Here is a 14,865-nt window from a genome sequence, read left to right on the forward strand (position 1 = left end):
AGATATAAACCGCCACCAGCGTCCAGATGTCCATTAAGTCCACCGCTTGTATGTTTAGGAGTGCTGAAAATAAATTTTCGCCCATAGATGTTGCTCACAGTCTAAGGTGACTGAGTTTTAGGGTCAATCCTGAAACGCATCTCCCTCACAGGAGCCTCTCCCTCTTAACTACAGGTGCCACTTCTCTAGCGACTCTCTTCGCGCTGAAAAGCGTCAATGGGTCCATCGTCCTGTATATCGCAAGCTGGCAGCCGCTTATCCTCACGTCTATATGCTTTTTGGCTTCCATAGCCGCCTTGAGAAACTCCCTTATGCTCTCTGCTCTCTCGAAGTCCAGACCGGCTTTCTTCAGTCTCTCAACGTTAAGCTCGTGAATGGTTAGCGGCTGGAGCATCATCTCGTCTATTCCGAGGGAAGCGGCGAGCTCCGCTATCTTCGGTATGTCCTCGTCGTTTATGCCCGGCATGAAGATGGTCCTCACAACCGAGCGGACGGACTTGTCCGAACCAACGATCCTGAGGGCGTTGACAACAGCCTCGAAAGTGTCCGCGTTTGTAATCTTGAGGTGCTTCTCTCTGCTCGCGGCGTCGAGGCTTATCATGACTAGGTCAAAGTCAAGCTTTGCCCACAGCTCCTCGGTCAGGAGGGAGCCGTTGGTCTGGAGGTCTAACCTCGCATTCGGAAACTTCTCGCGGAGCATCCTGTTAACTTCGACTATGCGCGGGCTTATCAGCGGTTCTCCATACTGGGAGACGGTTATCGCGTAAGGGTTTTCCCACCCGTAGTAGCCCGGCTTCGGTGCCTTCCCGAGCTTCACTGCGACGTTTGAATAGCAGAAGATACAGTCGTGGTTGCATGCGGGAGTCAGCTCATAGCTCGGATGGTGAACTGGATTAGGGTTATTTAAATCAAGACCCTGGCAGCCCTGGCAGTGAGTTGGAAACTTCAAATCCATCACGAACTGTTTTAGGAGTCTCGCCTCTTTGTTCTCGAGTATCTGGGGCTCGACACCCATGCTCCTCGCAAAATCTTCCCACCTCATTTTTATGCCCATCTTCTCACCGGGAAGAGCAGAAAAAGTGGGTTTAAAAAGGTAATTGGTCACAGAAGTCCAACGAGCTTCTCTCCCTCAAAGACGGGTCCATCCCTGCAGACGAGATATTTCCCGAGGTTGCAGGAGCCGCAGACGCCTATGCCGCACTTCATATACCTTTCCGCCGATATCTGGACGTTTTTGTAGTTCATTACTTTCAGCACCGCCTTCAACATCGGCTCCGGGCCGCAGGCGTAGACCTGGTCGAACTCTTCCCTTCTCTCGGCGAGCACTTCGGTTGGAAAGCCCTTCCTCCCAGCGGAGCCGTCGTCGGTCGTTATTACAACCTCGTCCACGTAGTTCTCAATGTCTAGGAGGGAAAGTTCGTCCTTTGAGCGGGCGCCGTATATGAGGGTCATCTGCCTGAATTTCCCCTGGTTCTTCTTTGCGAAAGCATACAGGGGCGGAATCCCTATTCCCCCGCCGACGAGGGCTACTTTTTCGCCCCTCTTAATGAATCCATGGCCGTAGGGCCCCCTGATCCAAAGTCTATCCCCTTCTTTCAGCTCAAACAGCTTGGTCGTGAAGGGTCCCACGCGCTTCACGACTATCATGTCTTCCCATGCCAGGCTGAAGGGCTTCTCTCCTACCCCCGGAAGCCAGGCCATAATGAACTGCCCGGGCGCGAACTCAATGTTCTCGTTGAACCTGAAAGCCTTCACGTCCTTTGCCACGTCCCATACTTCTTCAATGGTTACCACCCTGTACATCCAGCCTTACCCCCTTCGGCCCCTCAATGATTTCGTCCCCTTCCATAACGACTTTTCCATGGAGAACGGTCATCACGACCTTTCCCTTCAGTTTTTTCCCTTCCCATGGGCTCCATTTCGCCTTTGTGTAGAACTCCTCGGGCTTGACTTCCCACTCCTTCTTTGGATTAACTATTGTGAAGGTCGCCTCGTTGCCGGGTTCAAAATCCCTTCCCTTGATCCCAAAGAACCTCACGGGGTTGTCGTGCATCTTCTCAACGATGTCAAATATTGTTATAAGTCCCCTGTTCGCGGCGTCCAGAAGGAGCGCCACCTCAGTCTCCAGGCCGGGGATTCCCGCTGCGCCTGCTTCTTTGTCCTCAATTGTGTGCGGGGCATGATCGCTTGCTATTATTGGTATCCTGGAAAAGTTTCTCCAGAGGGCTTTTCGGTGCTCTTCACTTCTCAGCGGCGGGTAGACCTTTAGCAAGGGGTTCCTCTCAAAGTCTTTTGAAGTTAAAAAGAGATGATGGGGAGTTACCTCGAAGCTCACCCAGGGAAGGCTCTTTTCGATTATTGCCTCAATTCCACCTGCGGTTGATACGTGGCATACGTTTAGGGGCTTCCTCAGCTTTTCAGCGGCAGTCAGGGCTTTCTTTATTGCCCGAATTTCCGCCTTGGGAGGTCGCTCAGGGTTTTCCCTTATGGTCTCTGGGTCTTCGGCATGAACGCTGACGATTCCAGGGGCGCATGAGTAGTCGCTTTCAAAGTTCTCCGAGAAAATCCCCCCCGTCGAGGTACCCATGAATATCTTGTAGAAATCCGCCCTCGCCCGGGATGCTTCCCCACAGTTTCCGGCGAGGAGAAAGCTTGCCGCGTAGTCTGAATAGGCGTGTTTCTCAAGGATACTCAACCTCTTTTCGAAAGTTTTAACGTCCATGATGGGAGGCTTTGTGTTCGGCATGTCAAAGACCGCCGTTATGCCCCCGTGAAGGGCCGCCTTAGTACCGCTTTCCACGGTCTCCTTTTCCTTCTGTTCGAAATCCCTCAGGTGGACGTGGGTGTCTATCAATCCTGGTAGTATAATCTCGCTCTTGAAAGCTATGACTTCTTCACCTTTAACCTCTCTCCTGGAGATTTCTGTTATAAGGCCGTTGTCTATACCGATGCTCCCCCCGACTATCTCACCGTTCAGTACAAACCTTCCGGACAGAACCAGCTCGTGCATGAGTGCCCACGCGGGCTTAACCTTCCCAAGTTTTAAGTTTTTTGCTCGGATTTCTCCGTTCATACCCTTTTTCTAGTTTTCTTCAGGAAGTTTAGTTCCTTTTTGCCTGTAGATTGAATTACAGAGTTTTGAAAATGCTTTTAATGGAAAATATGTGGCGCAATTGTATTATAAAGCGTCCTTGTTCGAAATATGCGATTGCGGGGCTTTTTTCAGCCAGTTTTTCTATCCGCTCAAAGTTTCTAACGTAACCCTTAAATAGGTCTCGAATGTATAGCATCATGCCATTACACGCCGTATATGGCAAATGCTGCTATAAATTTGAAGGAGGCAGTGGAATATGAGTAGGAAAGTCCTAGGCCTGTTCGTTATGGGCCTGATGCTGTTTAGCTTGGCCGTGGTGCCAAGTGTGAAGCCAGTGGCTGCGGCAGACAGCGACAGTGTTCTGAAGACAGTCATATACTCTTCAAGCGGCGCTCTGTTCATGGGCGTCTGGAACCCGAGTTCTTCAGGTTACAGTGATACCTACTCCAGGAGGATTGCCGACCTTGTCTTCGACAGCGGTTTCCCCTACGGAATTGATGGTGTCCCGCACCCGTATCACTGCCACGTTGTTGACTACAAGTCTGACGTGACCGTTCCGGAGGATGCGGTCATCTTTAACTCAACCACGGACACATGGGTTGCCGCTCACGCCGGCGAAACTGCTAAGACCTACGCTAGAATTGAGTGTGACAGGCCGTACTTCCACGACGGCCACAAGCTCAGCGCGGCCGATGTGATGTACAGCTTTGCTTGGAGCTGGGAGTGGACTACCCAGGACGGCGACGACGACCCATACTACGACGCCAGTGAGGCCGACTGGAGTGGCGAGTACATGAACACCATTCTCGGTATCAAGCTCGTCGAGCAGACCGATGACAGGATGGTCTTCGACGTTTACCACAACTACTACTTCCCGGCCAGCGAGATAATGACTGCCGCTTACGTTGTTCCGTTCACCGGAACCCCCTGGCAGCTCTGGTATGCGATGAGCGAGCTCGTCGCCCACAACCCCAAGTACTCCTGGAGTGAGTCCAGCGAGGACGTCGAGCAGCTTGACCAGATTAACCCGAGCCACGCTCAGGCCATAAAGGAGAAGCTTCTCGAGCTCAAACAGAGCAAGCCGATTCCTGAGTTCCTCAAGCCGTACATTGAGGACGAGAACGCCGCTATCGCCGCTTACGACTCAATAGCTAAATTCATTGACGAGCACAATCACGCCGTCATCGGCCAGGGTCCGTACTACGTTGACGAGTACCAGCCAGAGAACCTCTTCGTTAGGATCAAGAAGTTCGACAAGTGGACCATCCCGGCCTTCGCCGAGCCAGAGTACCAGGTTGATCCATACTACAAGACCATTGAGGTTTACGGTATCCAGAACGAGGACACTGCAATCCTCGAAGTTGCCAACGGCCACTACGACATTCTCTGGTACTCATTCCTGGCTTACAAGTTCACTGGCCTGAGCGACGAGCAGAGGGCCAACATAAAGCTCTACAGGAGCACTTCAGGGTTTGGTGACATCGTCTGGAACCCGGTTCATGACAAGGACAACCCGTACGTTATTACCGTTGGTGACAAGAAGTACTTCAACCCGTTCGCCGTCAGGAAGGTCAGGTTCGCCATCCAGTACCTCGTTAACAGGGCTTACATAACCCAGAACATCTTCCAGGGAAGTGCCGGTCCGATGTTTGCCCCATGGACATCAACCGAGACCGGCTTTGAATACATTAAGCCGGTCGTTGATGCCTTTGGCCTCACCGAGCAGTCCGACGAGGATCTCGCTATGAAGCTGTTCGAGGAGGGCATGCAGGAGGCTGCTCAGGAGCTTGCCAAGATGGGCTATGAGCTCAAGAAGGGCGACGACGGCAAGTGGTACTTCAACGGAGAGCCGATAAAGATCGTTGGTCTCGGACGTGTTGAGGACGCGAGGAAGGACGTTGCCACTTACATAGTTGAGGATGTCCTTAAGAAGCTCGGCTTTGACGCTGAGGCCAAGATAGTTGACAGAAGGACTGCTAGCGGTACGGTCTACACCAGCGACCCGAGCTCCTACCAGTGGAACTTCTACACAGAGGGTTGGCTCTCCTCAAGCAACGTGAAGTTCTCAACGACCAGGATCGTCCAGTACTACTCGAGCTACTGGTACGCTCCGGGTGGCGTTGGCTGGAAGTGGACTCCGGAGAACACCCAGAGGGTTACACTTGAGGAGGTTCTCAAGTTCCTCGGCGACGGCGACATTAAGGCTGGACTCGACAGCCTTGGACTCAGCTACTACAACACCGTTGACAAGATTCAGCCGCTCCTCAACTGGACCGCTGATGACTTCGCCCTTGTAATATACTCTGGCGAGGCCAACGGCGTTAAGATGGACAGTGAGGATAAGTACTGGGACTTCAACAGGCTCGGAACTGCCATTGGAATATACGAGGGTTACAGGACATTCCTCTACGAGAGCTGGGAGTTCTACGTCGCCAGCAAGGATATCGAGATTAAGCTCGTTGACCCGGTCGCGGGCCTCGCCTCTGACTGGGCTATAAGGAGTGCTCGCCCCGTTGGCGAGACTAAGACTGAGACCCAGACCACAACTACTACCTCCCAGACCGAGACCTCCACCCAGACTACCTCCGAGACTGGGACCCAGACCACAACGACTGAGTCCAGCGAGGAAGGCGGTGGAATCTGCGGTCCAGCATTCCTCGTCGGCCTTGCAGTCGTGCCACTCCTCCTCAGGAGGAGAAGGTAAAGGGGCTCGCTCTCTTTAGTTTCCCCTTTTTAGTTTCTCTTTAAATTTCCACCTTCTCCGTGATGGGCTTTTCTCTGAACTTCATTGGGCATTCACAAAATATTTATAAAGAAGCTTTACAAAGCTGAAAAAGACGATGACTAAAAATGAGTCCTAGCGTCCAAAACCGCTAAGGAGGGAACTCCATGGGATTTGGTAGGTACGTGCTGATCAGAATATTGAATGCACTGATCGTCCTGACGCTGGTTACTCTAGTCATGTCTGCCCTATTCGTGAAAGTCGCTGAGAAAGACCTTCAGAACCGTATAATCGAGCAGGTGAACGCCGAATTCCAGGCCCTTCAGAAGCAGGGAAGAGCCCCGGAAAATCCCGATCAGTGGAGGGCCGAGAGAATCGCTTATTATAGGCACGAATATAAGCTTGACCGGTCTTACGCATGGAGAGTTATGTACTACTTCAAGCGCACTATAACGTTTGACTTCGGAAACACTAGGAACCCCGTCTTCGGTTCTGAGAGGGACGTTAAGGCAATCCTAAAGAGGGCCATACCGAGAACCATACAGCTGTTTACAACGGCGCAGATAATCATAATCTTCCTCGGAATCCTTCTGGGTGTTAAGGCTGCTCAGAAGGTTGGGAGTGCCTTTGATAGGGCCCTTTCAGTTCTCGCCTTAGTGACCAGCAGTATCCCAATGTGGTGGTTTGGAATGATCATGCTCCTTATCTTCGCGTTTGAGCTCGGCTGGTTCCCGGCGAGGTCGATCCCAGACCCCAATCTGACTGGATGGGCCCACATAGTTGACATGCTGAAGCGCATGGTCCTGCCGGTTGCCACAATAGTCTTTGTGTCCTTTGGAGCCTGGGCATGGGTTATAAGAAACATCATGATCGGTACCATGCAGGAAGACTTCATCATGGCTGCCAGGGCAAAGGGTGTTCCAGAGAGAAAGGTAATCTACGGGCATGCCCTTAGAGCCGCCGCTCCCCCTGTCGTGACCATGATTATCATGAGCCTTCTCGGTTCACTGGGAGGTGCAATAATCACTGAGAGCGTATTTACGTGGCCTGGCATGGGTAGGGTCTACTGGATAGCCCTTGAGACCAACGAGACGAACCTTATCATGGGACTTACGTTCGTTAACGTTATTCTTTACCTCGCGGGGGTTATACTCGCCGACCTTACGTACGGCTTCCTCGACCCGAGAGTCAAGGTTGGTGCATCCCAGAATGTGTGAGGTGAGAAACAATGCGCTGGGTAGACTTCAAGGAGTCTTTGTCTGAATTTTGGGCTGACTTTAAGAGGCAGAAGACTGGGTTACTCGGTATCTTCCTGCTTGCCCTCTTGATATTCACGGCATTGGCTGCACCAATACTTACTTCCCCTGATATCCCAGAGAAATGGAAGACGTTCTGGCTTGACAACCCGAAGAACGTCCCGCCTACTTGGGTTAATGTTTTCTCCAGTCAGAAGCTGGCACCCCACCTCGTCCTCGAGGGGAGTGAACTTCAGAAGTACTTGAAGCAGACTGACTCTGGATACGTTATTGAAATTCCGTACAATAATGAATACGACGTTCCCCCCCAGGACATAGTCTTTAAAGATGTTGTCGGTAAGTCCGAGGGTATTAGAAAGCCAACCCTTACCGTTAAAGTGAAGAGACCCGATGGGACGGAAGTAGTGCTCCTCCAGAACTACAAGTTCTCGGGCAATACGGTAATCCAGCTTGGAACTAACCCCGCTGTTAGGGACGCCCTTATTAGGTGGGTTAAGAGCCAGGGTATTCAAATTGATCCCACCAAGGAGTTCCAGTACAAGACCCTCATGGATGCCACAAGGGTTATCTTTGGAAAGCTCAATGAGAACATCCTTGAAAAGCCCGAGCCTCTCCAGGGGACTTACACGTTCATATTTGAAATTAATGTTCCGAAAGATGCAAGTGTCGACCTAGACAACGCGAAGATTATATTCACTGGAAGAACCTACGGGTGGCTTGGAACTGACTTCAAGGGCAGAGACCTATTGGCGGGTATCATCTGGGGTTCAAGAGTCTCCCTTGCCATAGGTGTGTCCGTTGCAGTGTTCAGTGTGCTCATTGGTATATTCTACGGGGTTACCAGTGCCTACTTTGGTGGATGGACGGATGAGATGATGATGAGATTCCAGGAGTTCATGGCTTCAATCCCGAGCCTGCCGATCCTCATCCTCATGGGTACGTACTTTGGAGGCCACATTTCGCTATGGCAGATAGTACTACTGCTGGTCGTGTTCGGATGGGTTGGAGTCGCCAGGGTTGCGAGAAGTATGGCCCTCCAGATCAAGGAGCAGACTTACGTTGAGGCGGCCAGAGTTCTAGGTGCGAGCACAGGCAGGATAATCTTCAAGCACATGGTGCCACAGCTGCTCCCCTACGCCTTCGCAAGCATGGCACTTGGAGTTCCGGGTGCGGTGCTTTCAGAGGCTTCCCTGAGCTTCCTTGGTCTTGGTGACCCAACTGCTGTCACTTGGGGACAGATACTCCACGATGCTCAGGCCGCAGGAGCCGCAACGAACGGTTACTGGTGGTGGGTTCTTCCGCCCGGACTGGCGATAGCCCTCGTGGGCTTCACGTTCGTTATGATCGGTACGGCACTCGATAGAGTCCTCAACCCGAGGTTGAGGAGGATGTGAGGTGATAGACAATGGCAAAAACTGTCCTTGAAGTTAAGAACCTCAAAATGTACTACTTCACGAACCGCGGAGTTGTCAGGGCAGTTGACGATATCAGCTTTGAGCTCAGGAAGGGTGAGGTGCTGGGACTTGCCGGTGAGAGCGGTTGCGGCAAGTCCTCCCTTGGTTTTACCCTTATGGGAATGCCCACTCCTCCCGGCAAGATCGTCGATGGGAGCATAAAGATCGATGGAAGGGAAATCGTGGGTCTCCCGGAGGATGTGTTGAGAAGGGAGATCCGCTGGCAGAAGATTTCAATGATATTCCAGGGTGCAATGAACGCCCTCAATCCAGTGTACACTGTAGGCTACCAGATGATAGAGCCGCTGATATACCACAAGGGGATGGAGAAAGAGGAGGCCCTAGATGTAGCACAGAAGTATCTTGAGCTCGTCGGTCTTGATCCAGAGATAGTCTACCGCTATCCCCACGAGCTCAGTGGTGGTATGAAGCAGCGCGTTATAATTGCGACGGCTCTCCTCATGAACCCGTCAGTTGTCATCGCTGACGAGCCAACCACTGCACTCGACGTTATAGTTCAGGCTCAGATCATAAACCTCATGAAGAAACTGAAGAAGGAGCTCGGTCTCTCTATGATATTCATTACCCACGACCTCAGCATCCTCGCAGAGATTAGCGACCGTGTTGCCATAATGTACGCCGGTAAGATTGTGGAGATCGGCGACAGCGAGAAAATATACTATGAGCCGGCCCATCCGTATACCCAGAAGCTCCTTGCAGCCATCCCGAGACTCCACGAGGACGTCGACAGGCTCGAGTTCATACCAGGTCAGCCGCCCAATCTCATCAACCCGCCGAAGGGATGCCGCTTCCACCCGAGGTGCCCGTATGCAATGGACGTTTGTAGGGAGCAGGAGCCCGGAATGAAGGAGATTGATAAGGATCACTATGCCGCATGCTGGCTGCTGTGAGGTGTGAAAGATGGCGGAGCCGGTACTTAAAGTTGAGAACCTGAAAAAGTACTTCCCGATCAAGAGGGGTTTCATTGAGAGCCTGAAGGGAGCCCCACAGAGATTCGTTCACGCTGTTGATGGAGTGAGCTTTGAGATATACAAACAGCAAGTCTTTGCACTCGTAGGTGAGAGCGGCTGTGGTAAGTCCACAACTGGAAAGCTCATCGTAAAGCTCTTAGAACCGACCGATGGGAAGATATACCTGGAGGGCAGGGACGTTACTGACATCAAGACCAAGGAAGAAATCCTGGCGTACAGGAGAAAGGTTCAGATGATATTCCAGGATCCATTTAGTTCAATGAATCCAAGGTTCAGGATCTTCGATGTTCTTGAAGAGCCCCTCCTAATCCATGGCATCGGCGAAACTAGGGCAGAGCGCGAGGAGTTGATATACAAAGCCCTCGAGATGGTTAAGATAACCCCGCCTGAGGACTACGTCGGAAGGTTCCCGCACATGCTTTCCGGTGGTCAGAGGCAGCGTGTTGCAATCGCCCGTGCGCTAATACTGAATCCGACCTTTATCGTTGCAGATGAGCCAGTCTCGATGCTCGACGTTTCGATCCGTGCAGAGGTTCTTGAGCTCATGAAGGAACTCAAGGAGAAGACTGGCGTCACCTACCTCTACATCACGCACGATATGTCAACTGCAAGGTACTTCGCCGACTGGATGGCGGTGATGTACCTCGGAAGAATCGTCGAAATGGGCCCAGCCGAGAAGGTCATTGACAACCCGCTTCATCCGTACACCAGGGCCTTGTTGGCAGCGGTTCCCGAACCAAAGCCGGAGAGGAGAAACGTCATCAAGGAACTGCCGATCAAGGGTGAGGTTCCGAGCGCCGTCAACATACCGCCGGGATGCCGCTTCCACCCGAGGTGTATCTACGCTCAGAAGGGCCTCTGTGATGCCAAACAGCCGCAGCTCATAGAGTACGAGCACAACCACTTCGCCGAGTGCCACCTCGTTGGCAAGTATTGAAATCTTTTTATATCTTCTTCATTATTCCTTCTCGGTGAGGCTCGTGACTACATTCAAAAAAGGTATAACTTACCCCCCAATACTAGCCGGTCTGATTTTGCTGTTCCTCGCTCTCATCATGTCGTTTGCGGCATCTTATAGAACCCTAGAAAAAAGCGAATGGCATGGTGTTCTTGGCCCGGGTAACCATACAATCGAGGAGGGGAATTTGTACTCCTACGATGTCGTTAATCGAACCCTAGTGATGTGGTCTGATAATGCGTCAGTGCTTCTGTCCCTTGGTGGAGAAGACCTTGAGTACGTTTTAAATAATGGAAACGTTAGCGTGGACGTTCAATCAGCGCCCCAAATAACGGTTCTCGATGGGGATCTGGAGTATGAGTATGTGGTCTACTGGTTCGACTACCCCTATTCGTACCTTACTTATCCCGCGTTCTTTTTGATGATAATTGGCGGTGTGTTTGCGTTTAGGGGATATATCAGCTTCCTTGAGACCCTGAAGGAAGATATGAAGAAGCAGAAGGGGGATGCAAAAAAATGAGAGCCCTTGACTATCGTGCCGCCATTGAGACTATAACCAGCTTCCTTTCAGAAAAGCTCGAAGAGAGTGGCAGTGGTGGGTTTGTGATTGGGATAAGCGGCGGGATTGACAGTGCGACAGCTGCTTACCTTGCTGCGAAGGCGGTTGGAACAGAAAATGTTCTGGGCCTCATAATGCCCTACTACGAGAACAACGACGTCGAAGATGCAAAGCTCGTCTGCGAAAGCCTCGGGATAGACTACGAGGTCATAAACATCAAACCGATCGTTGAGTCTTTCGTCTCTCAGCTCGGCTTTCAGCCAGACAAACGCTCTCTGGGAAACATCATGTCCAGAACAAGGATGATTCTTCTGTACGCTCATGCAAACCAGCTCAACAGACTCGTCCTTGGGACCAGCAACAGGAGCGAGTTTCTAACTGGCTACTTTACGAAGTGGGGCGACGGGGCGAGCGACTACGCGCCGCTGATAAACCTCTACAAGACCGAAGTCTGGGAGATAGCAAAGCTGCTCGGCGTACCAGAACGAATAATCCAGAAGAAGCCCACGGCGGGCCTATGGGAAGGACAGACTGATGAGGATGAGCTGGGAATAAGCTACCGCCTTCTTGACGAGATACTCTGGCGCCTCGTTGACCTCAAGATGCCGAAGGAGGAGATAGCGGAGGAGCTTGGAATAGGCGTTGAGCGGGTCGAATACGTTGAGGGCCTTGTAAGGAGGAGCGAGCACAAGCGGAGGCTTCCTGTGGGGCCGGAGTTTTGAGGTGAAATCATGAAGAAGGGCTATCTCTTTGTTTTTCTGGCAGCTTCGATGTGGGGGACACTCGGCATCTTCGCCAAGTATTTGGATGGCTTTGGGCTGACGCCATTTACGATGGTCTTCTACCGCGTCGTTTTTGCCCTTCTTCTCCTCGGTACATATATCAAGCTGAAGGGTATCGGCTTTTCAATCGAGCGCTCAAGGCTCAGGTTCTACGCCCTCTACGGCTTCTTCAGCATCTTTCTGTTCTATACCCTCTACTTTTACACCGTTACGATATCCTCCGTTTCCTTCGCCGTCCTCCTGCTTTATACCGCGCCTATGTACTCAATAATCCTCGGCAGGCTGATCTTCAACGAAAAAATAACGAAAGAGAAGTTAACGGCGCTGGTTATGGTCACCCTTGGCGTGCTTTTTGTTAACGGATCTGGTGCTTCATTCTCGACCAAAGCCCTGGTCTTTGGTCTCCTTTCGGGCTTTACTTATGCCCTCTACGGCATCCTGGCCAAGTTCGCGGTTAGGAAAGAAGAGCCTGAAAAGGCGCTCTTCTACACACTGCTGTTTGGTATGATATTCCTCGCCCCCTTCTCTGATTTCAGCGTGCCCACTGGGGCAATCCCTTATCTCTTTGCCTTGGCACTCTTTCCGACGTTTCTTGGCTACGTTCTCTACAACCACGCCCTCAAAGAGGTGGAAGTTAGCAGGGCCAGTATAGTGGCAACTGTGGAGCCCGTCGTGGCGATTTTTCTGGCTTTCCTCCTCTTTGGGGAGAAGTTAAGTCTGGTTCAGCTACTCGGTGCGGCGCTCATAATAGGGGGTTCCATCGTAGTGCACATGGGAGAAAAAGAAGGGCCTGAGGGAGCCCATCAAACGTAGAAATACCTCTCAAGCTCCCACTCCGTAACCTTCTTGGTGTCGGCTGGAATGTCTCTTGAGCTCAGGTATTCAATGTATTCTTCCCACTCCCTCTCCTTGTAATCGATGAAGTTCTTGTAGGCTCCGCCGAGTGCTTCTCTGACTGTCTTATCTTTCTTCAGCTCCTCCAGTGCCTCTCCAAGGCTTCCTGGGAGGGTATCTATTCCTAGTCTTTCTCTCTCGGCATCGTCCATCTCGTAAACGTTGGTCTCGACGTACGAGTCTGGCTCGACCTTCTTCTTTATTCCGTCCAGTCCTGCCATAAGAATTCCAGCGAGGGCGAGGTAGGGGTTTGCGCTCGGGTCTGGACAGCGGTACTCTATTCTCGCACCACTTCCCTTGAAAGCTGGTACTCTGATGAGGGCGCTCCTGTTTCTATAACCCCAGCTGATGTAAACCGGTGCTTCATAACCCGGCACGAGCCTCTTGTAGCTGTTGACGGTTGGGTTGGTAAGGGCTGCAAGGGCCTTAGCATGCTTAAGGATTCCCCCGATGAAGTGTAGCGCCGTGTCGCTCAGGCCGTCTTCTCCAATGAAAACGTTCTCACCGTCTTTCCACAGGCTTATGTGGAGGTGCATTCCGTTACCGGGAAAGTCGTAGATGGGTTTGGGCATGAATGTGGCGTAGTAGCCGTGGAGCTCTGCCACCGCTTTAACGACGTGCTTGAAGCTTACTATGTTGTCGGCGGTTCTAAGGGCTTCGTCGTAGCGGAAATCTATTTCGTGCTGGGCCTTCCCGACCTCATGGTGCAGAACCTCCGGTTTGAGGCCGAGATACGGCATGTAGAGTGCAATCTCCCTTCTTATCTCCCTGGCTTTGTCCAAGCCAACCAGGTCAAAATATCCGCCGCTGTCGGGGATATGAAGTTCCCATGTGCCGTTCTTCTTGAAGATGTAGAACTCTGGCTCGGGGCCGATGTGAGCTTTTAGTCCTTCCTTCTCCAGCCTTTCAAGGACTCTCTTCAGAATCCCCCTGGGATCGGCTTGGTAGGGTTCATCTCCTTTATAGATGTAACCGTAAACTCTTCCAATGCCCTCCCACGGTATTTCGGCGTAGGTGCTGGGATCCGCCTTGAATATAAGGTCGCTGTCTTCTATTCCTTCGAATCCAGGTATCGAGGAACCGTCGAAGGATACCCCATCCTCAACTGCCTCCTCATAGCGCTCCATTGGTATTTCCATGCCCTTTAGCGACCCGTTGATATCCGTGAATGCCAGCAGAAGGAACCTCGGCCTTGGGACTTCGACTTGTACCGCCCTCTCAATTCCCTTAATTTCGTTCATTTTTATCACCTATTTTGTGAACATTAGTCCAATATTAACACGGTTTAATGGTTGTTCTTTCAAATTTAACTTTTTCTGATGATTGCTTGTCACGATGACAAAATGAACTCCCGCGGCTCCACTTTTTACGTTGGGATGTCAATAACAATTGAAAAAATGCCAAGTGTTTAACATTTAAATGTTAACCAACGTTTTTGAGGATGCCGCCCTTATCCTCAAACATGCCCACGGCCGAAGACCTGCTGAACAAAGAAATAATGAGAGTCAACCTTCATCTGCCGAGACAGAGGGTAAGCCTTAAAGAAGCCCTTAGAAATGGGGACGGGTACGTCATACTACGGGACGGAAGCATGCACTATTTTAGGTCGTCTGAGCTTGAATACCTATCCGACATCCTTGAGGATGATGAGCGAGAGAAGCTCAAACTACCGATAATCCTGGAGATTAGCACTGTGGATAGGGGTTACTTCAGGGTTAGGGGAAAGATTGAAGTGAAGGTAATAGAAACCATCCTTGGGCAGTTCGATCCGTTAGAAGAGAAATCGGAGGGCAGGTATCCCAGGTATCTCCTTCCTAGGATAAGGAGAGTCCTTCCAACGACGACCACCTACGCGTTCATAATGGAGTGATGGCCATGGACGAAGAGGAGAAGGTTTTTCTCAGGTACCTTATGTTCACCGTGCCGCACGCCACTGTCCTCGCTGGGGCATTGCTGGGAGTCCTGCTGGTGCTTAAAGTGAGACCAGAGGTAGCCGCTGGGATATTCTCTCTTGTGTATGGTACTATTTTGATGATCTTAGCGGCAGTAGTTAAAGACCATTTCTCAAAATCTCTCCTCTACAAGATTTTTCTCAGTATAACACTATTCCTCGTTGGCGGAGGCGTTTTAATTTTGCTAAACGTGCGCTAATGT

Annotated in this window: 14 protein-coding genes; 10 read left to right on the forward strand and 4 right to left on the reverse strand. The window is 51.4% G+C overall.

What is annotated here, in order from left to right; genetic code table 11:
• Positions 1 to 145: 145 nt before the first annotated feature.
• Genes ACZ5TN_RS08640 through ACZ5TN_RS08650 form a run of 3 tightly spaced genes read right to left on the reverse strand, consistent with a single transcriptional unit; the run spans position 146 to position 3,010 of the window.
• Positions 146 to 1,054 carry a radical SAM protein gene (locus ACZ5TN_RS08640; RefSeq protein WP_011250758.1) on the reverse strand — a complete coding sequence of 303 codons (909 nt, stop codon included), beginning with the start codon at positions 1,052 to 1,054 and terminating at the stop codon, positions 146 to 148.
• 47 nt (positions 1,055 to 1,101) lie between these two features.
• Positions 1,102 to 1,803 (reverse strand): dihydroorotate dehydrogenase electron transfer subunit, encoded by a 702-nt coding sequence (locus ACZ5TN_RS08645; protein WP_464916504.1) that lies wholly within the window; start codon positions 1,801 to 1,803, stop codon positions 1,102 to 1,104.
• On the reverse strand, positions 1,781 to 3,010 hold the full coding sequence (locus ACZ5TN_RS08650) for a dihydroorotase (protein ID WP_464916505.1): 1,230 nt from the start codon (positions 3,008 to 3,010) through the stop codon (positions 1,781 to 1,783). The genes ACZ5TN_RS08645 and ACZ5TN_RS08650 overlap by 23 nt, the downstream gene beginning before the upstream one ends.
• Positions 3,011 to 3,350: 340 nt before the next feature.
• Between ACZ5TN_RS08650 and ACZ5TN_RS08655 the strand changes: the two genes are divergently transcribed.
• The 8 genes from ACZ5TN_RS08655 to ACZ5TN_RS08690 all read left to right on the forward strand — a co-directional run bounded on the left by ACZ5TN_RS08655 (position 3,351) and on the right by ACZ5TN_RS08690 (position 12,630).
• Positions 3,351 to 5,798 carry an ABC transporter substrate-binding protein gene (locus ACZ5TN_RS08655; protein ID WP_464916506.1) on the forward strand — a complete coding sequence of 816 codons (2,448 nt, stop codon included), beginning with the start codon at positions 3,351 to 3,353 and terminating at the stop codon, positions 5,796 to 5,798.
• A gap of 185 nt (positions 5,799 to 5,983) precedes the next feature.
• Positions 5,984 to 7,033 (forward strand): ABC transporter permease, encoded by a 1,050-nt coding sequence (locus ACZ5TN_RS08660; RefSeq protein WP_011250754.1) that lies wholly within the window; start codon positions 5,984 to 5,986, stop codon positions 7,031 to 7,033.
• Between the two features lie 11 nt (positions 7,034 to 7,044).
• On the forward strand, positions 7,045 to 8,466 hold the full coding sequence (locus ACZ5TN_RS08665; RefSeq protein WP_011250753.1) for an ABC transporter permease: 1,422 nt from the start codon (positions 7,045 to 7,047) through the stop codon (positions 8,464 to 8,466).
• Positions 8,467 to 8,477: 11 nt separating this feature from the next.
• A complete protein-coding gene (locus ACZ5TN_RS08670) occupies positions 8,478 to 9,437 on the forward strand; it encodes an ABC transporter ATP-binding protein (RefSeq protein ID WP_011250752.1) in 960 nt (319 codons plus the stop codon).
• 10 nt (positions 9,438 to 9,447) lie between these two features.
• The gene (locus tag ACZ5TN_RS08675) at positions 9,448 to 10,455 is read left to right on the forward strand and encodes an ABC transporter ATP-binding protein (RefSeq protein ID WP_011250751.1); all 1,008 of its coding nucleotides are present in this window, start codon (positions 9,448 to 9,450) and stop codon (positions 10,453 to 10,455) included.
• A gap of 34 nt (positions 10,456 to 10,489) precedes the next feature.
• Positions 10,490 to 10,996, forward strand: coding sequence for a hypothetical protein (locus ACZ5TN_RS08680; RefSeq protein WP_464916507.1), 507 nt, complete (start codon positions 10,490 to 10,492; stop codon positions 10,994 to 10,996).
• Positions 10,993 to 11,757 (forward strand): NAD+ synthase, encoded by a 765-nt coding sequence (locus tag ACZ5TN_RS08685; protein ID WP_464916508.1) that lies wholly within the window; start codon positions 10,993 to 10,995, stop codon positions 11,755 to 11,757. Before ACZ5TN_RS08680 ends, ACZ5TN_RS08685 begins: the two co-directional genes overlap by 4 nt.
• Positions 11,758 to 11,766: 9 nt before the next feature.
• Entirely contained in the window at positions 11,767 to 12,630 is an 864-nt protein-coding gene (locus ACZ5TN_RS08690) for a DMT family transporter (protein WP_464916509.1), read from the forward strand.
• Here the strand turns inward: ACZ5TN_RS08690 and glnA are convergent.
• Complete coding sequence (gene glnA, locus ACZ5TN_RS08695; RefSeq protein ID WP_464916510.1) at positions 12,621 to 13,952, reverse strand: type I glutamate--ammonia ligase; 1,332 nt, start codon at positions 13,950 to 13,952, stop codon at positions 12,621 to 12,623. The genes ACZ5TN_RS08690 and glnA overlap by 10 nt on opposite strands.
• 221 nt (positions 13,953 to 14,173) lie before the next feature.
• Here glnA and ACZ5TN_RS08700 point away from each other — a divergent pair, with 221 nt between their 5' ends.
• Together ACZ5TN_RS08700 and ACZ5TN_RS08705 are read left to right on the forward strand one after the other, a co-directional pair.
• Positions 14,174 to 14,581, forward strand: coding sequence for a DUF61 family protein (locus ACZ5TN_RS08700; RefSeq protein ID WP_464916511.1), 408 nt, complete (start codon positions 14,174 to 14,176; stop codon positions 14,579 to 14,581).
• Positions 14,581 to 14,862 (forward strand): hypothetical protein, encoded by a 282-nt coding sequence (locus tag ACZ5TN_RS08705; protein WP_464916512.1) that lies wholly within the window; start codon positions 14,581 to 14,583, stop codon positions 14,860 to 14,862. The genes ACZ5TN_RS08700 and ACZ5TN_RS08705 overlap by 1 nt, the downstream gene beginning before the upstream one ends.
• The last annotated feature ends 3 nt before the right edge of the window (positions 14,863 to 14,865 follow it).

Source organism: Thermococcus sp. JCM 11816, assembly GCF_055396515.1.